The sequence below is a fragment of the Bradyrhizobium sp. AUGA SZCCT0158 genome, from assembly GCF_018130065.1.
Taxonomy (GTDB): domain Bacteria; phylum Pseudomonadota; class Alphaproteobacteria; order Rhizobiales; family Xanthobacteraceae; genus Bradyrhizobium.
The window spans coordinates 1-24207 of record NZ_JAFCME010000034.1; the positions used below are offsets into that span (position 1 = coordinate 1).

The following is a 24207-nucleotide window of genomic DNA, read 5'->3' on the forward strand; positions in this document are numbered from 1 at the left end:
TGCAGGTGTCAAGCTGTCGGGTAGGCGAGAGCCGAACGGCAGCGACGGAGTCAACCAAGAACTCGTCTCCGGGGAGATCACGGCATAAGCCGTAAAGCCATTGCGCAGGGAAGGCCGGGTATTCTCCGCTGCCCTGTATGCTCGTGTGCATTTTGTTTTGTGCTAACCGCACACGGGACCGCGGGTGCAGCGCGCACCCGGTCTTCCCTGCGCCCTCATATTTCGAGGGCAAGGAATTTCTGGCAAAGCTCGGGCGCAATGCGTCGCGAGAACGCGAAGGTGTGTTCAGTACAGTGCAGCAACAAGCACGCTGTCGTCCCGGCCTTGAGCCGGGACCCATACGCCGCGGCCCATCGGTTAGAGCGCTGGCGTTAGAGACCTTCTGCAAACAAGAACTGCCGCGGCGTATGGGTCCCGGCTCAAGGCCGGGACGACAGCAGAGAGAGTACCAACCTACTCCGCCGGGGCCTCGCCTCCGGCCTGGCTCTGGCCGCGGCTGGCCAAAAATCCGAGCGCCAGGCCGCCGACCGCGAGAATCGGAATCAGTTTCTTGATGCCGATCGCGCGCACCAACTGGACGCCGGCCGCGACCAGCATCGGATCGGCCAGCATGGTTTGGGCGGCGGATTTTGTGGTCTCCTTGACGCGCGTCTCGATCTGTTTTTTGCGCACCATGTAGGAGATCGTCGCGATCATCGTCACCACGAAGAAGATGCCGGCGCCGGTCAGGCAAGCATAAACGGGGCCATACTTCTCCAGCACGAAGATGAAGGCGGCCGCGCACAGAAACGATGTGGTGACGAGCAAAGCAACGGCGGCTGCTGCCGCCAGCGAGGTCAGCCGGAGCGCAGTGCCGGTCGAATCCTTGAAGTCATCGATCAGTCGCTGAAACATGGGCCCGCCTCGATCTGAAAAGAGCATCAACAAAAGAAACGACCTCGCGCCAGCGCCGCCATCGAGAGACGAAGGCTGGCTTTCCGGCGCGGGTCATCATTGCATCATCGCCGGATTACCGGCGCCACATCGCGCCGAGCAGGAAGCCCACGCCTAGTGCGAGGCCGACGGTTGCCAGCGGCCGCTGCGTGATGACGTCTTCCAGCGATTCCTCGATCGAGGAGGCCGCATCCTGAGCCGCGTCCATCATGGCGCTGCCGCGCTCGGACATGTCGTCCACCGCCTGCTCCGCATTGGCGCGCGCCTGCCTGTAGCCGCGGCGCGCCTGCTTGCCCGCGGTGCCGGCAAAACTGTTGAGCGCATCGGTGATCTGGTCGGTGAGGGCTGCGATATCGTTTTTCACGGCGGTTACATCCTTTTCCAGGCGTTCGTAGGTCGCTTTATCCGTCATGCTCTTTGCGGCTTCGCCATTCGTCATCGACATCAAAAGCTCCCGGGCACTCAATTTGCGTATCGAGGAAACGCCTGCCCAAAGCGGAAGTTCCTGCTGCGAAACCCTTTGAGTCTAGGGCAACTGCGGCGAATTGACCGGCATCAGATGCTCCTTGAGGATCAGCGCGACGATAAGGATCGGCGACGCCAGGAATGCGCCCATCGGTCCCCACAGCCAGGTCCAGAACGCCAGCGCGATGAACACCGCCAGCGCGTTGAGCTCGAGCCTGCGGCCGACGATCGTCGGCGTCAGGAAATGGCCCTCGAGGAAGGTCATCGCCGCAAACAGCAGCGGCGCGAGCAGCCCTGCGCTGATCGTCGGGAAGGCGACAAGGCCGACCACCACCAGCACGACGAACATCGCGACCGGTCCGATGATCGGAATGTAGTTCAAGGTCGCGGCCAGCGCGCCGAGGGCTGCCGGATTGGGCATGCCCGTGACTGCGCAGATGATGCCGGTTGCGATGCCGACGCCGACATTGATCATCGTCACCATGATCAGATAGCTGCCCAGGTGCTCCTCGATCTCGTTGAGGATCCGCAGCGTTCGCAACCGTACCGGCCGGTCGCCGAAATTCATCACCATTGCCCGTCGCAGGTCCTTCCAGCTCGCGATGAACAGGATCAGGGTGGCGACGAACAGCAGGAACTCGGCGAGGGTCGGCGACAGGAATTCAAGCGTCGGCTGCACCCATTCGATTTTCGGTATGTGGAATGTCGCCAGCGTGTCGGAGCTGCCGAGCATGCCTTGCAGCTGCTGCCACAGTGCCAGCGGCCGGTCGAAGAGGCGCATTTTTTCCTTCAGCTCCGCCCCCAGTTCCGGAAGCCTGCCGCTCCATTCCATCACCGGCGACGCAATCAGGCCGATCATGAAGGCTGCGCCGGTGACGACGGCAGACACGATCAGGACGGCGCCCAGCGCCCGGGGAATCCGATAGCGCTCGAGGAAGTTCGCCGCCGGCGACAGCATCGTGCCGACGATGAACGCCATCGTGACTGGCAGGAAGAACGGTTTCGCGGCGTAGAGCACGGCGACGATGCAGATGATCAGCAACGATACCAGCGAGAAGGCGACGATTTCGGCGCGGCTGATCAGCGGAGGCAGTTCGACATGGCCGTCGGGCAGCGGTTTGCCTTCTGCCGCACTAGCTTTTTGACGGTCGCCCTGCGAAGCCTTGTGGTCAGAGGTCTTGTTGTCGGAGGCCTTGCCGTCGGATGGCTTTCGTTCAGTTGGCTTGTGCTCGCCTTGCGCCGGCTTGCGTTCCGTCGGGCTGCTTTCATCGGACGGCGCCCTGCGTTCTTCTGGCAAAGGTTTGGGCGGCGAGACACGCACAACGGTTCTCCCCCGCGCGAGGCGGTGATGACATGGCAGCCGCGACGTTGCCCCGCGAACCGAATTCTCAGGTCACACAACAGAAGGTCGAGGCAAAAGTTCCATCGCGGAAGCGTGAGTGCCGGTGGCTTGACAGCAAGCCTGCCAGCTCGAGTCGCAGGGAACTGCGCAGCCCCGGTCGCGTTGCCCATCCAGAGCATCACACGATGCGTATCCAACCGGGGCAGTCCCATGACGAAGTCCTCTCATCGCCGGCATCCGTCGCGCGTAACCCACGCGCTCGTCTTCATCAGCACCATGCTGCTGGCCCCCTCGGTATTCTCCAGCGCGGCGAGCGCGCAGCTGCTGGGTTATGCCTCCACCCAGCCAAACGCGTTTCCCGCCGATGAGGTGATGGTTGAGCCGGCAACGCCCGACGCGGGCGTCGTGCCGGAGCGGCTACGCCGTGCCGTGGTCGCTTTCAACACGTCGGAGGCGCCTGGTACCATCGTGATCGATACCGGCAACACCGCGCTGTATTACGTGCTTGGGCAGGGCCGCGCCGTTCGCTATGGCGTTGGCGTCGGCCGCGAAGGCTTTACCTGGTCCGGCGTACAGACCATCAGCCGCAAGGCGGAGTGGCCGGATTGGCATCCGCCGGCCGAGATGATCGCGCGCCAGCCCTATCTGCCGCGCTTCATGGCCGGAGGCCCCGGCAATCCGCTCGGCGCCCGGGCGATGTATCTCGGGTCCAGCCAGTACCGCATCCACGGCACCAATGATCCCTCGACGATCGGCAAGTTCGTTTCCTCAGGCTGCATTCGCCTGACGAATGAGGACGTCAGTGATCTCTTCAGCCGGGTCGATGTCGGCACCAAGGTCGTGGTGTTGCCGAAGAACGCGCCGCGCATGGAGACGCGCACCACCATCAGCGTGCGGCCGGCACGTCCGGCGCTGACGCCGCCGCCCTCGGGACGGCAGGCAATGAATTTGACGGCGTCGCAGCTCAACTGAGCCGACGACCTAGCAGGAGATGCGAATGCACGTGAGTAGAATGGCAATCCTGGGCGCGGCAGCTTTGGCAGGCGCTTCTGCGCTGGCGCCTGCGGCGCAGGCCCAGGACTTCTTCTCGGCCCTGTTCGGCGGCATGGGCCGGGCGAGGGGCCCTTATATTTCCTTGCCGTTTGCGAACGACGGCGGACCGATGCCGGTTCAGCGCAGCGAGACGCGGCGTTATGGCGGCGGCGGTCAGGCGTTTTGCGTGCGTACCTGCGACGGACGCTATTTCCCGGTGACTGGCTCCGACAATGCCAGCCGTGCGGCGTCCTGCGACAGCTTCTGCCCGGCCAGCGAGACCAAGGTGTTCTACGGCAGCAACATCGACAACGCCGCCGAGAACGGAAAGCCCTATTCGGAACTGCCGAACGCGTTCCGCTATCGCAACGAACTCGTGGCCGGGTGCACCTGCAACGGCAAGGATCAGATCGGGCTCGCGCCGGTCAAGATCGAGGCCGATCCGACCTTGCGCAAGGGCGACATCGTCGCCGGAGAAAACGGTTTGCTGGTGGCCGGCCGCAGCGCCGACAAGCGCGGCGCCGAGCTGAACTTCTCACCCGCCTCGGACAAGCTGCGCGCGAAATATGAACGCGTGCCGGTGGTGGCGCGGGAGTGAATGAGATTGGTTAGGGACGCGACATGGGTCCGCGCAACTACGCCGCGCGGATCTTGCCGAGGAACTGAGTGACCTGAGTACCCAACTGCTTGCTCTGCGTTTCCAGCGTCTCGGAGGCGTGCTTGACGTCGTCGGCAGCGGCGGCTGCCGCATCGGCGTCGGTTTTCACGCCCGAGATGTTGTCGGAGACGTTCTTGGTGCCCTGCGCGGCGAATTGCGTGCTGCGCGTAATCTCCTGCGTCGCGGCGCCCTGTTCCTGCACGGCGGCCGCAATCGCGGTCGCGACCTCGTTGACCTCGCCGATGATGCCGCCGATGCCCTTGATGGCTTCGATCGCCTCGTTCGCGACCTTCTGAATGTCGGAGATCTGCTCGGAGATTTCCTCGGTCGCCTTCGCGGTCTGGCTTGCCAGCGATTTGACTTCGGAAGCCACCACCGCAAAGCCGCGGCCGGCTTCACCGGCGCGGGCAGCCTCGATGGTCGCATTCAGCGCCAACAGGTTGGTCTGGGCGGCGATCGAGTTGATCAGCCCGACGACTTCGCCGATCCGGCCGGCAGAAGCGGCAAGGCCCTGCACGGTGCCGTCGGTCTCACGCGCCTGGCTCACCGCGCGGCTGGCAATGCCGGCGGCGTGCGCGGCCTGCTGGCTGATGTCGTTGATCGAGGCGCTCAGTTCTTCCGACGCGGCCGCGACGGTCTCGACGCTCATCGAGGCTTCGCTGGAGGCCTTTTCGGCCACCTCAACCCGCGCGTTGGTCTGGCGGGAAACCGCTGATAGCCCGTCCGAGGTGGTCCGCATCTGGCCGGACGCGTCGCCCAGCTGGTCGAGCGATTGGCGCACCAGGCTCTCGAATTCGCCGACATAGCTTTCGATCGTCTGCTGCCGCGCCGTGGCGCCGGCATTGCGTGCGCGCTCCTGCGCCTCGATCCGGACCTTGTCTTCGGCCTGCTGCTTGAACGTCTCCAGCGCGCCGATTTCATCCTTGCGCACCGCATAGCCGGTGTCGACGGTCAGGTCGCCGGCGGCGACCTTCAGCATGGCGTCGCGCATATTGTGCAGCGGCTTGATGACGCGGCGGGTGACGAGAATCAGCGCGCCGAACGTCAACGCCAGCGCGCCGACCAGCAGCACCAGTTGCACCACCAGCGCACGCCGCGCCGAGGAATACTGCATCACGGTATGGTCCCGGGCAGCGTCGAGCGCCGCTTCGGCGACGTTGACGGCGGCCGAGAGTCGTCCCACCGTGATCGGGCTCCACTGGTTCGCCGTCAGTTCAGGCTTCTCGCCGGCGATCAGCGCCGTCAGCAGGCGTTCGCGCAAGGCGAGATAATCCGGTTCGAAATAGGCTTTCTTGGTCGCAGCCATCGCGCTCGAAAGCGCCGGCGGCAGTTGCATGCCAGTGGCGGTCAGTTCCAGCGCATTCCAGGCGGCCTCGGCGCCACCGCTGAACTTGGTGTGGGCCATGCGGGTCTCCGCCGTCGCCTTTCCGGTGCCCAGTCCATTGGAAATCAACAGCGAAGCTTCGCCCGCGGTGTTACGCAGCAACCAGGCGATCTGCTTGATCGCGAGCAACTGGTCGATCACCGGATCCTGATGGTTGACATTGGCGGCAAGCGTCCCCGAGAGCTTGTCGAGGGTGGTGAGCAGCGCGCCCGTCGTGTCCATGTACTCCTTGGCGAGCGCCGGACGGCGGGGGGATTCCTTGGGCTGAGCCATGGCTTCCCAGAATTCCTTCTGCTGCGCCTGCAGTTGCTTGAACAGGCGGTCGATTTCGGGGACCAGCGTCGCTTGCTGCGCGAATTCGATCTTGCCGAGCTGACCAAGTGCGCTGTTCATCGCCGGCATTTCCGTGTCACGAAGGCCGCGCAGATACTTTTCGATGTCGCTGTCCATCGGCGCGTTGCCATTCAACAACCGGTTGGTCGTGGAGCGGTCGGTACGCAGATTATGCATCGCCTTGAACATATTGGCGGATGCGTCGGTGACCACCGAGATGCGGTTTGCCACCTGCAGGCGGCCCCAGGCATCCCAGGCGTTGAGCGAGAAGCCCACCACGATGCAGAAGGCGGTGGCCAGGATGACGGTCTTCAGCAGCGCGGATACGGTCAGACGGTTCAACATGATGCTCCCCCAAAGCCGCGGTCATTTGGGGCGAAAAGGGTAAATACTTAGACAGCGCCTGCGTAGTAGAACTACGGAGCCATTGAAATGGTTGAAGTTTTCATTTTTACACGCAGGTTCCCCGCCCGGAACCCAATGTGAGGTGACACGTTAACAAAATACCAACAGCGCTATTCCAGCCGAGGGGGCCCGCATGCTTGTCAGCGTACTCGTCACGTTTCTCGTCGTTATTCTCGTTCTCTATCTCATCAACCTGCTGCCGCTTGATGGCCGCGCCAAACAGATCGCGCGAGTCGTGGTGATCATCCTCGGCGTGATCTCGCTGTTGAAATACATCGCCGTGATCTAGCGACAAAAAGCCCCGGCGATGCCGGGGCTTTTCATCTTGCAGTGATTATCTGAGGGTCTTGAACCAATCGTCCACGTCCTTGTGGATCTGGTCCTTGGCGAAGCCATAGCGTTGCTGCAGCTTGCCTTCGAGTTGCTCACGACGGCCTTCGATCACATCGAGATCGTCGTCGGTGAGCTTGCCCCATTTCTCCTTGGCGGCGCCCTTGAACTGTTTCCAGTTTCCTTCAATCCGGTTCCAATCCATCGTCATCTCTCCATGTGAGTTGGGATGAATTCTCAACGGGCGCACGATCCAAACGTTCCTGCGGTGCGGCAAAGCGGTACCAGCCCTGCGACAGATCGCGCGCCACCTCCCGTATTTGAACGGGGCCCGGCTGCAGAAACTGCGGTTGTATGCGACGGCAAACTGAACGTTAACGCGAGTAGGCAATAATCTTCGCGTTTCAAGCGAATTTAAGTTCGGCTCACCAAGAGCGGAACCGGATCGATATTGAGGAAACGTTGGCAATGAAGCTTCGTTTGACGATCACGCGGGCCATAGTCCTGTTCGGTCTTGTCACGGCAATCGGCCTGGGGGCCGTGGTGTTCACCGGCATCTTCGCGCTCGGCGAGGTCAAGGTCGGCGGACCCCTCTACAACAAACTCAAGCTCGGCAACGATCTGATCGCCGACATCCTGCCGCCGCCGGAATATGTGATCGAATCCTATCTCGAAGCCACCCTTGCGCTGAACAATCCGGCTGAACTCGCCAACCGTCGCGAGCGGCTGAAGCAATTGAAAAAGGAATATGACGAGCGCCACGCGTTCTGGGTGAAGTCTGACCTGGAGCCAATGGTGAAGGCGAAGTTCGTTGTGGATTCGCATCGCGAGGTGCAGCGCTTCTGGACCGCCATCGAGCAGGCGTTCCTGCCGGCCCTGGCCAAGGCAGACGCCGCCGCCTCGGCAAAGGCGTATTCGGAAATCTCGGCCGCCTATCTGGCGCACCGCGCCCTGATCGACGAAATCGTCAAGAAGACCGCTGACGACAACGCGGCCATCGAAACGGCCGCGACCCAGCGTGTCGGCACGTTCAACGTTATTCTGTGGGGCATCTCGGCCCTGGTGTTCCTGATCATTGGCGGCGGCCTTGTCGGCGTCGGCCTCGGTGTGATCCGGCCGATGACCCGCATGACCGGCGTGATGGCACGGCTCGCCGGCGGTGGATTGGATATTGAAATACCGTCCCTCAAACGGACGGATGAAGTCGGCGCCATGGCCCGCGCGGTCCAGGTGTTCAGGGAAAACGCGCTGCGCGTTCAGGCCATGGAATCCGAGCAGGCCGGTCTCAAGCTCAAGGCGGAGGAAGAGCGCAAGCTGGCGATGAGCCAGGTCGCCGACGGCTTCGAGCAGGCGATCGGCAAGATCATCGAGGCCGTATCAACGGCCTCTTCCGAGATCGAACTCGCCGCCGGCAGCCTGACCAGGACGGCCGAAACCAGCCACAAGCATACGGCAGAGGCGGCATCCGCTTCCGACCGTTCATCGGCCAATGCGCAATCGGCGGCGGCCGCTTCGGAGCAGATGGCTTCCTCGGTGACCGAAATCGGCCGTCAGGTGAAGCAATCGGAAGACATCACCCATGCCGCCGTGCGTCAGGCCGAGCAGACCAATGAGCGGATCGCGGAACTGTCGCAGGCGGCCGGCCGCATCGGCGAAGTCGTCAAGCTGATCGCGGCGGTCGCCGAGCAGACCAATCTGCTGGCGCTCAATGCGACGATCGAAGCGGCGCGCGCCGGCGAGGCGGGGCGGGGCTTTGCGGTAGTTGCTTCCGAGGTCAAGGCGCTTGCCGCCCAAACCGCCAAGGCGACCGAGGAAATCGGCACCCAGATCACCCAGATGCAGTCGGCAACGGAGCAGTCGGTGTCCGCGATCAAGGTGATCGGCGGCACGATCGGGCAGATCTCCGCGATTTCAACGGCGATCGCCGCCGCGGTCGAACAGCAGGGCACCGCGACGCAGGAGATTGCGCGCAACGTCCAGCAAGCCGCCCAGGGCGCCATCGAGGTCGGCGGCTGCCTCGCGGATGTCAGTCGCGGTTCGGCCGACACCCAGGCGGCGGCCGAACAGGTTCATAGTTCCGCCCGTTCGCTCTCGCAGGAAGGCCATTCCCTCAAGCTCGAAGTCGGAAAATTCCTGCAGACGATACGCGCGGCCTGATATCCGAACGGAACTCAGGCCGGCCGGTCAGCCGGCCGCCTTGGCTTCGCGGCGGCGGGCGGTGAGGATGTATTCGGTGTAGCCGTTCGGTTGCTCGCGGCCCTTGAACACCAGGTCGCACGCCGCCTTGAAGGCGATGCCGTCGAAGCCGGGGGCCATCGGCTTGTACAGCGCATCGCCCTTGTTCTGGCCGTCGACGACGACCGCCATTCTCTTCAGGGATTCCATCACCTGATCCTTGGTGATGACGCCCTGATGCAACCAGTTGGCCAGATGCTGCGCCGAGATGCGCAAGGTGGCCCGGTCTTCCATCAGGCCGACGCCGTGGATGTCGGGCACCTTGGAGCAGCCGACGCCCTGGTCGATCCAGCGCACGACGTAACCCAAAATGCCCTGGCAGTTGTTGTCGATCTCCTGCTTCACGTCGTCAGGCGCCCAGTTCGACTGCGACACCGGAATGGTGAGGATGTCGGAGAGTTTGGCACGCTGGCCACCCTTGGCGAGCTCCTGCTGGCGCGCTTGCACGTTGATCTCATGATAATGCAGCGCGTGCAGCGTGGCGGCCGTCGGTGACGGCACCCAGGCGGTGGTGGCGCCGGCCGAGGGATGCCCGAGCTTCTGCGTCAGCATGTCGGCCATCTTGTCGGGAGCGGCCCACATGCCCTTGCCGATCTGGGCATGGCCGGGCAGGCCGTCGATCAGGCCCATGTCGACGTTCCAGTCTTCATAGGCCTTGATCCAGGGCTGCGCCTTCATGTCGTTCTTGCGGATCATCGGGCCCGCTTCCATCGAGGTATGGATCTCGTCGCCGGTGCGGTCGAGGAAGCCGGTGTTGATGAAGCAGATGCGCTTCGAGGCGTTCTGGATGCAGGCCTTGAGGTTGACCGTGGTGCGGCGCTCCTCATCCATGATGCCGACCTTCATGGTGTTCTCGGGCAGCGACAGCAGCTTCTCGACCTCGCCGAACAGCTCGCAGGTCAGCGCCACTTCGTCGGGGCCATGCATCTTCGGCTTGACGATGTAGACCGAGCCGGTGCGGCTGTTCTTCGTCTTTGAGTCGCCCTTGAGATCGTGAATCGCGAGCAGCCCGGCGACGGCGGCATCGAGCAGGCCTTCCGGAATTTCCTCGCCCTTGGAGTCCAGCACGGCGTCGGTGAACATGTGATGGCCGACATTGCGCATCAGAAGAAGACTACGCCCATGCAAGGTGAGGTCCTTGCCGTCGGGCGTCTTGTAGACGCGGTCGGCATTGAGTGAACGCTTCAGCGTCTTGCCGCCCTTTTCGAAATCGGCCGACAGCGTGCCGTTCATCAGGCCGAGCGTGTTGCGATAGACCAGCACCTTGTCCTCGGCATCGACGGCGGCGACTGAGTCTTCCATGTCGAGGATGGTCGAGACCGCCGATTCCAGGATCATGTCGGCGACGCCGGCCGGATCGTCCTTGCCGATGGTATTGCTGCGGTCGATTTTGACCTCGACATGCATGCCGTTGTTGACCAAGAGGATTGCGGTCGGCGCGGCAGGATCACCCTGATAGCCGGCGAACTGTTCGGCCGACTTCAGCGCGGTGGCGTTGCCGCTCAGCTTGGCCGAGAGCTGGCCGGCGATCACGCTGTAGGAGGTCACATTGGTGTGGCTGCCGCTCGCGAGCGGCACGGCGGCATCGAGGAATGCCTTGGCCTTGGCGATCACCTTGTCGCCGCGCGCCTTGTTGTAGCCGCGGCCAGCCTCGCTTGGATCGTGCGGGATCGCGTCGGTGCCGTAGAAAGCATCATACAGGCTGCCCCAGCGGGCATTCGCTGCGTTCAGCGCGTAGCGGGCGTTGGTCAGGGGAACGACGAGCTGCGGACCGCAGATCTTGCCGATTTCCTCGTCGACATTTGCCGTCTCGACCTTGTGGGTCGCGGGCTCCGGCAAGAGATAGCCGATCTCCTTGAGGAAAGCAGTGTAGGCATTCATGTCGAACGCCTTGCCCTTGTTGGCGCGGTGCCAGCCGTCGATCTTGGCCTGCAGCGCGTCGCGGACGGCGAGCAGTTCGCGGTTTTTCGGTCCCAGTTTGGCGATGATGGCGGCAAGCCCGGCCCAGAACGCATCGGGGGAAATCCCGGTCTTGGGGGTCGCCTCCTTGGCGATGAAATCGAACAGTTCGGGGGCGATCTTCAATCCGTGGGCATCGACACGATTCATGATGGGCTTTCTCGGGTGGAAACGGCGAACAGGAGGGCGTTTTCAGTGTGAAAACAGCAAAAAGCGCGCCAAAAGCGGCAGCGTCGGCCGCCCTTTTAGCCCTAAAGCCGGGTCGATGAGAAGGCCCCAAAAAGCCTAGATATTGGCCGATTAGCGTGGCATCTGGCAGCGGCGCTACTGGGGGCATACGATCCGCGACGAGAGGGATTTCTCGCGTCACGTCGATTACATCCATATCAATCCGGTCAAGCATGGATTGGTGACGCGAGTGCGGGGCTGGCCGTTTTCGTCGTTCCATCGCATGGTGAAGCTTGGGGACTATCCGGAGGATTGGGCCGGCGATGTGCATGAGCCCGAAAACGACGGCAGGTTTGGCGAACGGGATTAGAGTCCACGGAGCAGGATGATGGGTTTCGCGAAGGGCTCGACCCATCCTACGGCCTAGGCGTGCAGCGCGTAGGATGGGTTGAGCCCTTGCGAAACCCATCAATCAATCCGCTCGAGCCGAGAGGATGGGTTTCGCAAGGGCTCAACCCATCCTACAGACAGCGCTTTAGATATTGGCCGCGAGATCGACCAGTTCGTCGAACAGAACGCCGGTCTCCGCCAGCATCCGCTCGATCGTATCGGTGGCATCGGCAACCGAACCGCTCGAGGTGTCGATCCGCAGCTCGCTCTGGGTCGGCGGCTGGTAGTCATTGCCGATCCCGGTGAAGGATTGCAGCGTGCCTGCGCGTGCCTTGGCGTAATGACCCTTGGGGTCGCGGCTTTCGCAGATTTCGGCCGGTGTTGCGACATAGATTTCGCGGAATGCGGCGTCGGCAATGCGGCGTGCCGCGGCGCGATCATCGGCAGAGGGGGAAACCGCGGCGACGATGGCGATGTGGCCATTGCGCGCCAGGTGGGTTGCGACTTCGGCGAGCCTTCGGATATTTTCGGTGCGATCCTGCGCCGAGAAACCGAGATCGCCATTGAGGCCGGCGCGCAGCGTGTCGCCGTCGAGCAGGATGGGCGAACCACCATTGCCGAACAGCCGGCGCTCCAGTGCGCGGGCCAGCGTCGATTTGCCTGAACCGGGCAAGCCGGTCAGCCAGATCACCGCGCCGTTGTGGCGATAGCGCGCCGAGCGCTCTTCGGGACGCAGCGCGGATTCCACGGGAACGATGTCGATGGGAACGGCGCGTTGTCCGGCATCGACCGACAGCACGAGACCGCCGCCGGCAATGCGGCCATTGACTTCGATCACCAGCCGTCCGGTGCGCGGATTGTCCTGATAGGGGTCGGCCGCGACCGGCTGCGCCAGCGAGATATCGATTTCGCCGACGTGATTGCGCGCGATCGACTTGGTCTCCTCGTTGGAGAGTTCGCCGGGATCGATCGCCTTCTCGATCGCGACCACGTGGGCGCGGCTTTCGCGGGTGCCGAGGCGGATCAGGATCTGCTCGCCCTTGGCGAGCGGCTTGTCGTGGAGCCAGAAAATCCGGGCGCGAATCCGCCGCGTATCGCGCGGGGTCGCGCCGGCATGGGCGATCACGTCGCCGCGTTCGATGAACAATTCGCGGTCGAGCGTGATGCCGACCGAGCGGCCGGCGCCGTGGCTGCCGTTGACAGGAGTTACCGGCCAGCTCTCGACGGTCTTGATCTTCGCGATCTTGCCGGCGGGCATGATGACGATCTCGTCGCCGGCGCTGAGACTGCCGGATTCGATGCGGCCGGCGACGATGCGGCGATCGTCGAATTTGTAGATCGCCTGCACCGGCAGCCGCAGCGCTAGCTGCTCCAGCGGCCGTGCCGGTTCGAGCGCATCGAGCGCCTCGACGACGCTCGGCCCCTGGTACCAGGAGATCCGCGGCGTGCGTTCGGCAACGCCGTCGCCGTCGCGCGCGGAAATCGGAATCACCGCAGACGGCGTCACGCCGAGGCCGGTCAGATGCGAAGAAATCTCGTCGCTGATCTCCTTGAAGCGATCGGCGCTGAAATCGACGCGGTCCATCTTGTTGACGACGACGGCGACCTGCTTGATGCCGAGCAGATGCAGCAAATAGCCGTGCCGACGCGTTTGGTCGCGCACGCCTTCCAGCGCGTCGATGATCAGCACCGCGCCGTCGGCCTGCGAGGCGCCGGTGATCATGTTGCGCAGGAATTCGGCGTGACCGGGCGCGTCGATCAGGACCACGTCGCGCGAGCGGGTGCGGAAGCGGATCTGCGTGGTGTCGATGGTGATGCCCTGGTCGCGTTCGGTTTGCAGCGCATCCAGGAGAAACGACCATTCGAACGGCATGCCGCGCCGCGCGCTGACCGCCTTGAGCATTTCCAGCTTGCCCTCGGGCAGGCTGCCGGTTTCATGCAGCAGGCGGCCGACGAGGGTGGATTTGCCATGGTCGACATGGCCGACGATGACGATGCGAATCTGCGGCCGCGTCGTGCCGTTGGGTGTCGCCAATACGCTTGAGGGGAGGATCATGTTCATCGCAGCACTCACACCTAATGTCCGTCAGAGATAACCGGCGACACGCAGCCGCTCGAATGCATCTTCGGTTTCGTGATCGAGCGCGCGGCCCGCACGTTCCGGCACCTTGGTGCCGTCGAGTTCGGTCAGGATCTCGTCGATGCTGGAAGCGGTCGACGCCACCGGATTGGTGATGTCCTGATCGCCCAGCGAGCGATAACGCTTGCCGTCCTTCGACAGATACAGCGGGATGATCGGAATGTTCTCGCGCTTGGTGTAGGCCCAGATGTCGGCCTCGGTCCAATGCAGGATCGGGTGGATGCGCAAATGCGCCCCTTGCGGCGGCGAGGCGTTGAAATGGTCCCAGAATTCCGGGGGCTGATCGCGCACATCCCAGCCGCCTTCGAGGCCGCGCGGCGAGAACACGCGCTCCTTGGCGCGGGTGGCTTCCTCGTCGCGGCGAATGCCGGCGATCAATCCGTCAAAGCCGTATTTGGTCAGCGCCCATTTGAGGCCTTCGGTCTTGCGGGCGGCGGAACGCGCGGCCGGCGGCAGTGTCGGATCGACGGCGTCGATCGGAGGGCAGGGCTCGATCTTGAGATCGAGCTCCCATTCCTTGCCGAAGCGATCGCGGAACGCATACATCTCGGCAAATTTCTTGCCGGTGTCGACATGCAAGGCCGGGAACGGCACGCGGCCGAAGAAGGCCTTGCGCGCCAGCCAGATCATGACGTTGGAATCCTTGCCCAGCGACCACAGCAGCGCCAGCTTCTTCAACCGCGCGAAGGCTTCGCGCAGAATGTAGATGCTCTGCGCCTCGAGCTCGTCGAGGTGGTCCATCGAGGGCGGCGGCAGCTGCCCATGGGCCAGAATTTTGGGCGCGGATGAGGCCTGGTTGAGGGCCGCGGGCTGCAACCCGTGTCCGCCGGATTCCTTGTTGAGAAGATGCATCTCTTGGCCTTGGACTTGAGAGTGGAAAAATTCTAAAGTTGCACCGCAATAGAGAAGAAATAATTTTCTCTTTGCAGGCCTTGATCGAGAGATAAATAGAAAATAATTTCAGTCAACCCCCAAGTTGGGGAAGCGAGTATCTGATGCGCTATCTGCCTGTGTTTCTGGATCTGCAAAGCGGCAAGGTGCTGCTCGTTGGAGCGGGCGACCTCGCGCGCGCCAAATTGCGCTTGCTCGCCGCTGCCGGCGCGCAGGTCCGCTGGTTCGCGACCGACGGCGATCAGGACCTCTCCGGCCTCGCCGCCGACGACGTGGCGCGGATCGAGCCTGATGCCGGTGATCCGCTCACCGCCGATCTGGCTGGGGTGATCGCGATCCTCTGCGCCGGGGCCGGCGACATCGGCGTGGCGATGTCGGTACGCGCCAAGGCGGTCGGACTACCCGTCAATGTGATGGATGACCTCGTCCATTCGACTTTCATCTTTCCCGCCATCGTCGATCGCGGCGACGTCGTCGTTGCCGTCGGCACCGGCGGCACTTCGCCTGTCGTGGCGCGCCGCGTGCGAGAGTCTATCGAGGCTGTCCTGCCGGCGCGGATCGGCGACCTCGCCGGCTTCATCGGCGGCTTTCGCAAAGCGATGCATGCGCGGATCCCCGAATTTTCGTTGCGCCGCCGTTTCTGGGAACGCGTGATCGACGGCCCGATCGGCGCGCTGGTGCTGGCCGGGCGCACGGACGAAGCCGCGAAGCAACTGCAGGCGATCGCGAACCCTTCCGCTTTCGCCGGTGCCAATGATCAGGGCAAGGCCGAGGGTCGGGTGACGCTGGTCGGCGCCGGGCCCGGCGATCCGGACCTGCTCACCATCAAGGCGCTGCGCGCGCTGCAGGATGCCGACGTCGTTTTTTATGACGAACTGGTATCGCCGGAAATTCTCGATCGCGTGCGCCGCGATGCCTCGCGCATTCCGGTCGGCCGCCGCGTCGGCAAGCCCGGCATCGGCCAGGATGCGATCAACAAGCTGCTGATCGAGGCAGCGAGATCAGGACAACGCGCGGTGCGGCTGAAGGGCGGCGATCCCTTCATCTTCGGCCGTGGCGGCGAGGAAATCGAAGTGTTGCGCGCGGCCGGTGTCGCCTATTCGGTGGTGCCGGGCATCACCGCTGGGTTGGGCGCCGCGGCGCAGTTCGAAGCGCCGCTGACCTATCGCCACGAGGCGCTGCGCATCACCTTCCTCACCGCCCACAAGGCGAGGGACGCCGAGACCGTCGACTGGTCGGTGCTGACAGACAAGAAGATGACCATCGTGGTCTACATGGGCATGACCGCCGCACCCGCGATCCGTGCGGGCCTGCTCGCCGCCGGACGCTTGCCGCAAACGCCGGTCGGCGTGTTCGCACGGGTGACGCGGCCGGACGCCCAGGCGGTGGTCGGCACGCTCGAACATTTGCCGGCGCTGGTCGATCAAATCGACGGCGGTCCCGCCGTTCTCATCATCGGTGACGTGGTCGCGCATTCCGCACCGTGGCGCCAATCAGATCTCGATCAAGTGATCTCCGAATTGAGGGATGCTGCAGAATGACTTCTCCGTTACAACAAAAAATCAAGATCACGGGGCCCTCGATGGTCACCGCCAACCGCACCTGGGATGGCGTCGTGATCTATCGCACCGCGCAGCAAGGCTGGTCGGCGAACCTGTCGGATGCCGCGATCGTGCGCACCTCGGATGAGGCGCGAACACTGCTTGGCGAAGCCACCGCCGATGACGTCGGCGCGATCGGCCCTTATATCGCGCCGGTCGAACTCAAGGACGGCGGCGAGATCAAGCCCGGCAATCTCCGCGAACATATCCGGTCGGAAGGCCTCACCATCGATCTGCTTCCGGTTCCGGCGTAAGGCATATCCATCATGTACGCATATGACGAACTCGATCGCACGCTGATCAACGAACGCGTGTCTGAATTCCGCGACCAGGTGAAGCGCCGCCTCTCCGGCGAGCTCACCGAGGACGAATTCAAGATGCTGCGCCTGCAGAACGGCGTCTATCTGCAGCTGCACGCCTACATGTTCCGCGTCGCGATCCCCTACGGCACGCTGTCGTCCAAGCAGCTGCGCGCGCTGGCCCGTGTCGGACGCCGCTACGACCGCGGCTATGGCCATTTCACCACAAGGCAGAACATCCAGTTCAACTGGATCAAGCTCGCCGAATTGCCGGACGCGCTCGCGGACCTTGCCGAGGTCGGCATCCATGCGATGCAGACGTCCGGCAACAACATGCGCAACGTCACCTCTGACCAGTGGGCCGGCGTCGCGCCGGGCGAGGTCGAGGATCCCCGCATCTGGTCGGAAATCCTGCGCCAGCACACCACGCTGCATCCGGAATTTTCCTTCCTGCCGCGCAAGTTCAAGATCGCCATCACGGCATCCGAGCACGACCGCGCGGCGATCAAGGTGCACGACATCGGGCTGCGCCTGTACAAGAACGCGGAAGGCGAGACCGGCTTTGAAGTGCTGGTCGGCGGCGGTCTCGGCCGCACGCCGTTCATCGGCAAGACCATCAAGCCGTTCGTGCACGGCCGCGACATCCTGAGCTATGTCGAGGCGATCCTGCGCGTCTACAACCAGTACGGCCGCCGCGACAACATCTACAAGGCGCGCATCAAGATCCTGGTGCACGAGCTCGGCATCGAGAAATTCGCGCGCGAGGTCGACGAGGAATGGAAGCAGATGGGGGACGTCGGATTGACGCTCGATCATTCCGTCATCGAGGAGGTGCGTTCGCGCTTCTCCTATCCGGCCTATGAAAAGCTGCCGCACATGCCGGACGAGCTGAAACAGGCCGCGCATGATCCGCTGTTCGAACGCTGGCGCGGGAACTCCGTGTTCCCGCACAAGGTCCAGGGCTATTCGATCGTGACGATCTCGCTGAAGCCGGTGGGCGCACCGCCCGGCGACGCCACCTCCGACCAGATGGATGCGGTCGCCGATCTCGCCGACCGCTACTCCTTCGGCGAAATCCGCGTCGGCCACGAACAGAATCTGTGCCTGCCGCATGTCGCCAAGCGCGACCTGCCGCAGCTATGGAAGGCGCTCGACCGGATCGGGCTCGCCACGCCGAACGTCAATCTGGTCACCGACATCATCGCCTGCCCCGGGCTGGACTATTGCTCGCTGGCCAATGCGCGCTCGATCCCGATCGCGCAGGAGCTGACCCGTCGGTTCGCCAATCACGACACCGCCGAGCTGATCGGCCGGCTGCACATCAACATCTCCGGCTGCATCAACGCCTGCGGACATCACCACGTCGGCCATATCGGCATTCTCGGCGTCGAGAAGAACGGCGAGGAGTTTTACCAGATCACGATCGGCGGCCGCGCCGATGAGGGCGCACAGATGGGTACGCTGATCGGTCCGGCGATTCCCTATGCGGAAGTCGCCGACGTGATCGAGGATATCGTCGAAGCCTATCTCGCACTGCGTGATCGCCCCGAGGAATTGTTCGTGGATGCGGTAAAGCGCCTGGGTGTCGAGCCATTCAAGGAGCGGGTCTATGCCACTCGTTAAGCAGGGTAGAATCACCACCGATCTGTTCGTCCATGTGGCCGACGGCGCCGAGTTGCCCGGCGACGGCGCGATCCTCCTTCCGGCGGCGCGGTTCCTCGAGGATGCGGAAGCGCTGCTGAAGCGCGCGGGCAAGGTCGGCGTGATCTGGCCGAACAACCGCGACCTCGACGATCTCGTACCGTATCTCGGCCGGCTGGCCGCGGTGGCGCTGGTGTTTCCCTCGTTCCGCGACGGCCGCGCCTACAGCCAGGCGCGCCTGCTGCGCGAACGTCACGGCTTCGACGGCGAATTGCGCGCCACCGGACAGGTGTTGCGCGATCAGTTCGTGTTCATGCTGCGCGCCGGCTTCGACACGTTCGAAGTGAAGAAGAACAGCGACGCCGAGGCGTTTGCCTCTACCGCAAAGAGCTATTCGGTGTTCTACCAGCCGACCGGGGATGGCCGTCTCACCGCGCTGCATCGGCGGATGCAACTGCGTCATTCGGAGAGTGCCGGCCAGTGAACGCGCTCGTACATCAGGCATCGATCGAGAAAGCGGCGGACCTGTCGCCGGCGCAGGCGCTCGACCGCGCGCTGCGCAGCGCGTCGCCCTCGGAAGTCATTGAAGCGGCGTTGAAGACCGTCGGTCGCGAGAAGTTGGCGGTGGTCTCGTCGTTCGGTACCGAGTCGGCCGCACTGCTCAAGGTGATGGCGGACGTTGATCCGGCGATTCCCGTGATCTTCCTCGACACCGGCTGGCTGTTCGAGGAGACGCTGGCCTATCGCGACACGCTGATCGCAACGCTGGGCCTGCGCGACGTCCGCTCGATCAAGCCGCTTGAAGAAACCTTGTCGCGCGAGGATCCGGATCGTGAATTGTGGTTCTCCGATCCCGACGCCTGCTGCCGTATCCGCAAAGTGGAGCCGCTGGCGCGGGCATTGGCGCCGTTCTCGGCCTGGATCAACGGCCGCAAGCGCTTCCAGGGCGGCCTGCGCGCCGAGATGGCGGTCGTCGAGGACGACGGCGCCAGGCTGAAATTCAACCCGTTCGCCAATGTCGCGCGCGAAGAGATCGAGGCGATCTACCAGCTTGCGAAATTGCCGCCGCATCCGCTGGTGGCGTCGGGCTACCTGTCGGTCGGATGCATGCCGTGCAGCAGCCGGACCTCGCCTGATGAAGACGCGCGTGCCGGTCGCTGGCGCGGAAGAGCCAAGACAGAATGTGGCATCCACACGATCAAGACTTCATAGGACAATGACGCTGCACCGCCGCAAACAATGAAAAGCGGTTTCGTTGACTAAAGGCCACTTCACCGCGAGTTATGTCCCGCGTGTTCCGGTGATATCCTTCACCAGGCCGAATGGAGATTGAGATGTTCCGTCGTATTCTGCCCCTCGTCGCGGGACTGCTCTGGGCAGGTTCAGCGCTCGCTGCCGATGTAACGCTGCTCAACGTGTCGTACGATCCGACGCGCGAGCTCTATGCCGATTTCAACAAGGCGTTCATTGCCGCTTACAGTAAGGAAACCGGCAAGAGCGTCGAGATCAAGCAGTCGCATGGCGGCTCCGGCTCGCAGGCGCGTTCTGTGATCGACGGATTGCAGGCGGATGTGGTCACGCTGGCGCTGGCCTATGATATCGATGCGATCGCCGGCAAGGGCCTGGTGGCACCGGACTGGCAGAAGCGCTTGCCGCTCAACGCCTCGCCCTACACGTCGACGATCGTGTTTCTGGTGCGCAAGGGCAATCCCAAGGGCATCAAGGATTGGGACGATTTGATTAAATCCGGCGTCAGCATCATCACGCCGAACCCGAAAACATCAGGCGGCGCGCGCTGGAATTATCTGGCGGCATGGGGCTATGCCGAGAAAAAATTCGGTTCGTCCGACAAGGCCAAAAAATTCGTCGGCGATCTCTTCAAGAACGTGCCGGTGCTCGATACCGGCGCGCGAGGCTCGACCGTGACGTTCGTCGAGCGCGGTGTCGGCGACGTGCTGCTGGCATGGGAGAACGAGGCGTTCCTGGCGCAGCGGGAATTCGGCAAGGACAAGTTCGAGATCGTTTCGCCGCCGCTGTCGATCCTGGCCGAGCCGCCGGTCTCCGTCGTCGACAAGGTGGCCGACAAGAAAGGCACCCGCGCGGCGGCTGAAGCCTACCTGAAATACTGGTATACCAAGGAAGGTCAGGAAATCGCCGCACGCAATTCCTACCGTCCGCGCGATTCGGAGATCGCCCGGGAATACGAAAAATCTTTCGCCAAGGTCGAACTTTTCACGATCGACGACGTTTTCGGTGGTTGGGCAAAGGCGCAGAAGGAACATTTTGCCGAAGGCGGTATCTTCGACCAGATCTACAAGAACTGAGCTCTAGAACGGATCTGGGCGATTTACCGAGCAATCAGGGGGACTTGTGAGCATAGCGGTGGCACGGCGGAGCAGCTTGCCGGGGTTTGGTCTCACCATGGGGCTGACCCTGACATGGCTCTCCATTATTATCCTGTTGCCGCTGGCCGGCCTGTTTCTCAAGACGTTCGAGCTCAGCCTTGATCAGTTCTGGGGCATCATCACCAGCCGCCGCACGCTCAATGCGCTGAAGATTTCGTTCGGGCTTTCGTTTCTCGCCGCCCTGGTCAATCTGGTGATGGGGACCATCATCGTCTGGGCGCTGGTGCGTTATCGCTTTCCCGGCCGCCGGCTGTTCGATGCCATCGTCGACATCCCCTTTGCGCTGCCGACCGCGGTCGCCGGCGTCGCGCTCACGCAATTGTTCGCCCAAAAAGGCTGGCTCGGTGCGCCGCTGGCTGAACTCGGCATCAAGGTCGCGTTCACGCCGATCGGGATCTTCATCGCGATGGTGTTCATCGGCATCCCCTTCGTGGTGCGGACGGTGCAGCCCGTCCTGATCGATCTCGACGTCGAGATCGAGGAGGCGGCGGCGAGCCTCGGGGCCAACCGCTGGCACACCGTGTTCAGGGTGATCCTGCCGAGTTTGATTCCGGCGCTGTTGACCGGATTTGCGCTGGCGTTCGCGCGCGCGGTCGGTGAATACGGCTCCGTCATCTTCATTGCCGGCAATCTGCCGAACGTGTCGGAAATCGCGCCTCTCCTGATCGTGATCCGGCTCTCCGAATTCCGCTACGCCGATGCGACCGCGATTGCGGTTGTCATGCTGCTGGCGTCGTTCCTGATCATCTTCGCGGTCAATCGCCTGCAGCGCTGGGCCCAAACCCGTATTCCGGCGCATTGAGGGACTGATGTCGACGCAATCGAGTGTGGTGACGTCAGCGACCGAGCTGCGGGCCTATGCCCCGACGGCGGACCTCACCGTTTCCCCGCCGCCCTCCCGCATCGAGCGTGCGCGCCCGCGCACCGGGACATCGCCGGACAATCTGCGTACCGAGCCTGGGCCGGTTCGTTTCATCATCATCACCCTCGCGGTCACCTTCCTGTCGGTGTTCGTCGTGCTGCCGCTGGTCGTGGTATTCGCAAGCGCCTTTTCCAAAGGCATCGGCGCCTATCTGGCCGCGCTGGGCGAGCCGGAGGCGCTGGCGGCGATCAAGCTGACGCTGCTGGTGGCGGCGATCTCCGTCACCCTCAATCTGGTGTTCGGCGTCATCGCGGCCTGGGCGATCGCCAAGTTCGATTTCACCGGCAAGACTTTCCTGATCACGCTGATCGATCTGCCTTTCTCGGTCAGCCCCGTGATCTCGGGCCTCGTGTTCGTGCTGTTGTTCGGCGCGCAGGGCTTTTTCGGCACATGGCTGCAGGCGCATGACATTCACATCCTGTTCGCCGTGCCCGGCATCGCGCTGGCGACCATCTTCGTGACGTTCCCCTTCGTCGCGCGTGCGCTGATCCCGCTGATGCAGGAGCAGGGCACCCAGGAGGAGGAGGCGGCGATTTCGCTCGGTGCGTCAGGCCTGCAGACCTTCTTCCGCGTCACCCTGCCCAATATCAAATGGGGCCTGCTGTATGGCGTCTTGCTGTGCAACGCGCGCGCCATGGGCGAGTTCGGTGCGGTGTCTGTCGTGTCCGGCCATATCCGCGGCGAGACCAACACCATGCCGCTGCTGGTCGAAATCCTCTATAATGAATATCAATTCGTGGCGTCGTTCGCGATTGCGTCATTGCTGGCAATGCTGGCGCTGATCACGCTGGTCGTGAAGACCGTTCTCGAGCGACGTCTGGACGAAGGACAGGAACCGCGTGACCATTGAAGTCAAAAACATCGTCAAGAAGTTCGGCAGCTTCGCTGCGCTCGACAATGTCGACCTGAAAGTCGACCAGGGCGAATTGCTGGCGCTGCTCGGCCCCTCCGGCTCGGGCAAGACCACGCTGCTGCGGATCATCGCCGGGCTAGACTGGCCGGATGCCGGCGAGGTGTTGATCGACGACGAGGACGCGCTGGCGCGCGGCGCGAGCGAGCGCCATGTCGGTTTCGTGTTCCAGCATTACGCGCTGTTCCGCCACATGACGGTGTTCGAAAACGTCGCCTTCGGCCTGCGGGTGCAGCCGCGCGCCATTCGCAAGGACGAGGCCACCATCCGCGCCCGCGTCAAGGAATTACTCGATCTGGTGCAACTCGACTGGCTGTCCGACCGCTACCCCAGCCAGTTGTCCGGCGGCCAGCGGCAGCGCATTGCGCTCGCGCGTGCGCTTGCGATCGAGCCGCGCATCCTGCTGCTCGACGAGCCGTTCGGCGCGCTCGACGCCAAGGTGCGCAAGGAGCTGCGGCAATGGCTGCGCTCGCTGCATTCGGAAATCCACGTCACCTCGATCTTCGTCACCCACGACCAGGAAGAGGCGCTCGAAGTCGCCAACCGTGTGGTCGTCATGGACAAGGGCCGCATCGAGCAGATCGGCACGCCCGGCGAGGTCTATGATCACCCGGCGACCGCGTTCGTGCATGGCTTCATCGGCGAGTCGATCGTGCTGCCGGTGGATGTCAGCGGCGGCTCGGTGCGGCTCGGCGGCCGGCCGCTCAATATCGCCGCCAATGGCGCGGCTTCCGGGGCTTCGAAACTGTTCGTCCGGCGACATGACATGCATATCGGGCCCGCCGGGTCCGGATCGCTGGAAGGCGCGGTGCGCCATGTCCGTTCGTTCGGTCCGATTCAGCGGGCCGAGGTGGCGCTGTCCGACGGCGAGGGCAAGACCGTCATCGAGATCGACGCCCCCCGCGACCGGGAACTCCAGGCCGGCGAAATCGTCAGCCTGCAGCCCCGCCGCTACCGTATTTTTGCGGCCCAGGATTGACGACGAAGTCGTCATTCCTGGGCGCGAAGCGAACCTCAGGTGCGCAATTGCGCATCGGGGAATCTCGAGATTCCGGGTCTGGTCCTAGTGGACCATCCCGGAATGACGGCTGGATTTAGCCCCACGTTCACCATTCAGCCACGGTTGGTATGCAACAACTGCGTGACATCACGGGGGTTGATTCATGCGCGCCGCGGCCGCGATAGCTGGACTTTTGTTGCTGGGCGGCTGCATGGCGGACACCGCCAGGGCGCCGGACCAGCCGACCATGTATCTCAGCATGGCCAATGGCGGCGCCACGCTGGATCCGCAGGCTGCGGCCTCGATGATTTCGCTGTACCGCCAGAATAACGGCCTTGCCGCCGTGGCTGTTGACCCGGACCTGATGAAGCTCGCCGAAGCGCAATCGCAGGCGATGGCCAAGCGCAACAAGCTCGATCATGACGTCAAGGGCCCGCTGGAAAAGCGCCTCGGCGCTTCCGGATATCCGGCCAAGCTCGCGGTTGAAAACGTGTCGGCCGGCTATCACACGCTGGCGGAAGCTTTTTCGGGCTGGCGTGACTCGCCGCCGCACAAGGCCAACATGCTCAAGAACGGTGTCACAAAATTGGGCATCGCGGCGATTTATGCTCCCAACACCAAATACAAGGTGTTCTGGACGCTCATTCTGGCGTCAACCTAGCGCATGATCCGGACCCGCAGGGCCTGCCGGCGCAAGTGGGTACGGGTTTTCCCAAAAGATCATGCGCAAACAAAAACATAGCGCCGCGATAAACTCGGCGTGA

The 24207-nt window shown here is 63.3% G+C and carries 22 protein-coding genes and 1 pseudogene; 15 read left to right on the top strand and 8 right to left on the bottom strand.

What is annotated here, in order from left to right; translation table 11 throughout:
- Positions 1-453 precede the first annotated feature (453 nt).
- The 3 genes from JQ574_RS30885 to JQ574_RS30895 all read right to left on the bottom strand — a co-directional run bounded on the left by JQ574_RS30885 (position 454) and on the right by JQ574_RS30895 (position 2512).
- Positions 454-894, bottom strand: coding sequence for a hypothetical protein (locus tag JQ574_RS30885; RefSeq protein WP_212208590.1), 441 nt, complete (start codon positions 892-894; stop codon positions 454-456).
- A 115-nt stretch (positions 895-1009) separates the two neighbouring features.
- Positions 1010-1378, bottom strand: coding sequence for a YqjD family protein (locus tag JQ574_RS30890; RefSeq protein WP_212208589.1), 369 nt, complete (start codon positions 1376-1378; stop codon positions 1010-1012).
- An 81-nt stretch (positions 1379-1459) separates the two neighbouring features.
- Positions 1460-2512, bottom strand: a complete 1053-nt coding sequence (locus tag JQ574_RS30895) for an AI-2E family transporter (RefSeq protein WP_212208605.1) — start codon at positions 2510-2512, stop codon at positions 1460-1462.
- Between the two features lie 438 nt (positions 2513-2950).
- Here JQ574_RS30895 and JQ574_RS30900 point away from each other — a divergent pair, with 438 nt between their 5' ends.
- Positions 2951-3712 (top strand): L,D-transpeptidase, encoded by a 762-nt coding sequence (locus JQ574_RS30900; RefSeq protein ID WP_212208588.1) that lies wholly within the window; start codon positions 2951-2953, stop codon positions 3710-3712.
- Positions 3713-3731: 19 nt separating this feature from the next.
- Positions 3732-4370 (top strand): DUF2865 domain-containing protein, encoded by a 639-nt coding sequence (locus JQ574_RS30905; protein WP_212384144.1) that lies wholly within the window; start codon positions 3732-3734, stop codon positions 4368-4370.
- Between the two features lie 37 nt (positions 4371-4407).
- Here the strand turns inward: JQ574_RS30905 and JQ574_RS30910 are convergent, their stop codons facing one another.
- On the bottom strand, positions 4408-6492 hold the full coding sequence (locus tag JQ574_RS30910; RefSeq protein ID WP_212384145.1) for a methyl-accepting chemotaxis protein: 2085 nt from the start codon (positions 6490-6492) through the stop codon (positions 4408-4410).
- A gap of 193 nt (positions 6493-6685) precedes the next feature.
- Between JQ574_RS30910 and JQ574_RS30915 the strand changes: the two genes are divergently transcribed.
- Positions 6686-6841 (top strand): Thivi_2564 family membrane protein, encoded by a 156-nt coding sequence (locus tag JQ574_RS30915; RefSeq protein ID WP_211999735.1) that lies wholly within the window; start codon positions 6686-6688, stop codon positions 6839-6841.
- Positions 6842-6886: 45 nt separating this feature from the next.
- On the opposite strand, the gene JQ574_RS30920 is transcribed toward JQ574_RS30915, so the two are convergent.
- On the bottom strand, positions 6887-7087 hold the full coding sequence (locus JQ574_RS30920) for a CsbD family protein (RefSeq protein ID WP_212208585.1): 201 nt from the start codon (positions 7085-7087) through the stop codon (positions 6887-6889).
- A gap of 263 nt (positions 7088-7350) precedes the next feature.
- On the opposite strand from JQ574_RS30920, the gene JQ574_RS30925 reads away from it, so the two are divergent.
- Positions 7351-9039, top strand: coding sequence for a methyl-accepting chemotaxis protein (locus JQ574_RS30925; RefSeq protein WP_212208584.1), 1689 nt, complete (start codon positions 7351-7353; stop codon positions 9037-9039).
- 27 nt (positions 9040-9066) lie between these two features.
- Here the strand turns inward: JQ574_RS30925 and JQ574_RS30930 are convergent, their stop codons facing one another.
- On the bottom strand, positions 9067-11226 hold the full coding sequence (locus tag JQ574_RS30930; RefSeq protein ID WP_212384146.1) for a malate synthase G: 2160 nt from the start codon (positions 11224-11226) through the stop codon (positions 9067-9069).
- A gap of 154 nt (positions 11227-11380) precedes the next feature.
- Between JQ574_RS30930 and JQ574_RS35350 the strand changes: the two are divergent.
- Positions 11381-11614 (top strand): annotated as a pseudogene (locus JQ574_RS35350) (transposase); the annotation flags it as partial.
- A gap of 165 nt (positions 11615-11779) precedes the next feature.
- Here JQ574_RS35350 and cysC read toward each other — a convergent pair.
- Together cysC and cysD are read right to left on the bottom strand one after the other, a co-directional pair.
- Positions 11780-13696 (bottom strand): adenylyl-sulfate kinase, encoded by a 1917-nt coding sequence (gene cysC, locus JQ574_RS30935; RefSeq protein ID WP_212208582.1) that lies wholly within the window; start codon positions 13694-13696, stop codon positions 11780-11782.
- A 24-nt stretch (positions 13697-13720) separates the two neighbouring features.
- A complete protein-coding gene (gene cysD, locus JQ574_RS30940; RefSeq protein WP_192737217.1) occupies positions 13721-14515 on the bottom strand; it encodes a sulfate adenylyltransferase subunit CysD in 795 nt (264 codons plus the stop codon).
- Between the two features lie 254 nt (positions 14516-14769).
- Between cysD and cysG the strand changes: the two genes are divergently transcribed.
- The 10 genes from cysG (at position 14770) to JQ574_RS30990 (ending at position 24104) form a co-directional block, all read left to right on the top strand.
- The gene (gene cysG, locus JQ574_RS30945; RefSeq protein WP_212208581.1) at positions 14770-16206 is read left to right on the top strand and encodes a siroheme synthase CysG; all 1437 of its coding nucleotides are present in this window, start codon (positions 14770-14772) and stop codon (positions 16204-16206) included.
- On the top strand, positions 16203-16520 hold the full coding sequence (locus JQ574_RS30950) for a DUF2849 domain-containing protein (protein ID WP_192737192.1): 318 nt from the start codon (positions 16203-16205) through the stop codon (positions 16518-16520). The genes cysG and JQ574_RS30950 overlap by 4 nt, the downstream gene beginning before the upstream one ends.
- Positions 16521-16532: 12 nt before the next feature.
- Positions 16533-18188: a nitrite/sulfite reductase gene (locus JQ574_RS30955; protein WP_212208580.1), complete on the top strand. Its 1656-nt coding sequence runs from the start codon at positions 16533-16535 to the stop codon at positions 18186-18188.
- Positions 18175-18690, top strand: a complete 516-nt coding sequence (locus JQ574_RS30960; RefSeq protein ID WP_212208579.1) for a DUF934 domain-containing protein — start codon at positions 18175-18177, stop codon at positions 18688-18690. Before JQ574_RS30955 ends, JQ574_RS30960 begins: the two co-directional genes overlap by 14 nt.
- The gene (locus tag JQ574_RS30965) at positions 18687-19418 is read left to right on the top strand and encodes a phosphoadenylyl-sulfate reductase (RefSeq protein ID WP_212208578.1); all 732 of its coding nucleotides are present in this window, start codon (positions 18687-18689) and stop codon (positions 19416-19418) included. Before JQ574_RS30960 ends, JQ574_RS30965 begins: the two co-directional genes overlap by 4 nt.
- A 122-nt stretch (positions 19419-19540) precedes the next feature.
- The gene (locus JQ574_RS30970; RefSeq protein ID WP_212208577.1) at positions 19541-20530 is read left to right on the top strand and encodes a sulfate ABC transporter substrate-binding protein; all 990 of its coding nucleotides are present in this window, start codon (positions 19541-19543) and stop codon (positions 20528-20530) included.
- Between the two features lie 76 nt (positions 20531-20606).
- Positions 20607-21413 (top strand): sulfate ABC transporter permease subunit CysT, encoded by an 807-nt coding sequence (cysT, locus tag JQ574_RS30975; RefSeq protein WP_283813791.1) that lies wholly within the window; start codon positions 20607-20609, stop codon positions 21411-21413.
- A 7-nt stretch (positions 21414-21420) separates the two neighbouring features.
- Entirely contained in the window at positions 21421-22383 is a 963-nt protein-coding gene (gene cysW / locus JQ574_RS30980) for a sulfate ABC transporter permease subunit CysW (protein WP_212208576.1), read from the top strand.
- A complete protein-coding gene (locus JQ574_RS30985; RefSeq protein ID WP_212208575.1) occupies positions 22373-23422 on the top strand; it encodes a sulfate/molybdate ABC transporter ATP-binding protein in 1050 nt (349 codons plus the stop codon). Before cysW ends, JQ574_RS30985 begins: the two co-directional genes overlap by 11 nt.
- Before the next feature lie 184 nt (positions 23423-23606).
- A complete protein-coding gene (locus JQ574_RS30990) occupies positions 23607-24104 on the top strand; it encodes a CAP domain-containing protein (RefSeq protein WP_192736918.1) in 498 nt (165 codons plus the stop codon).
- Positions 24105-24207: the final 103 nt, after the last annotated feature.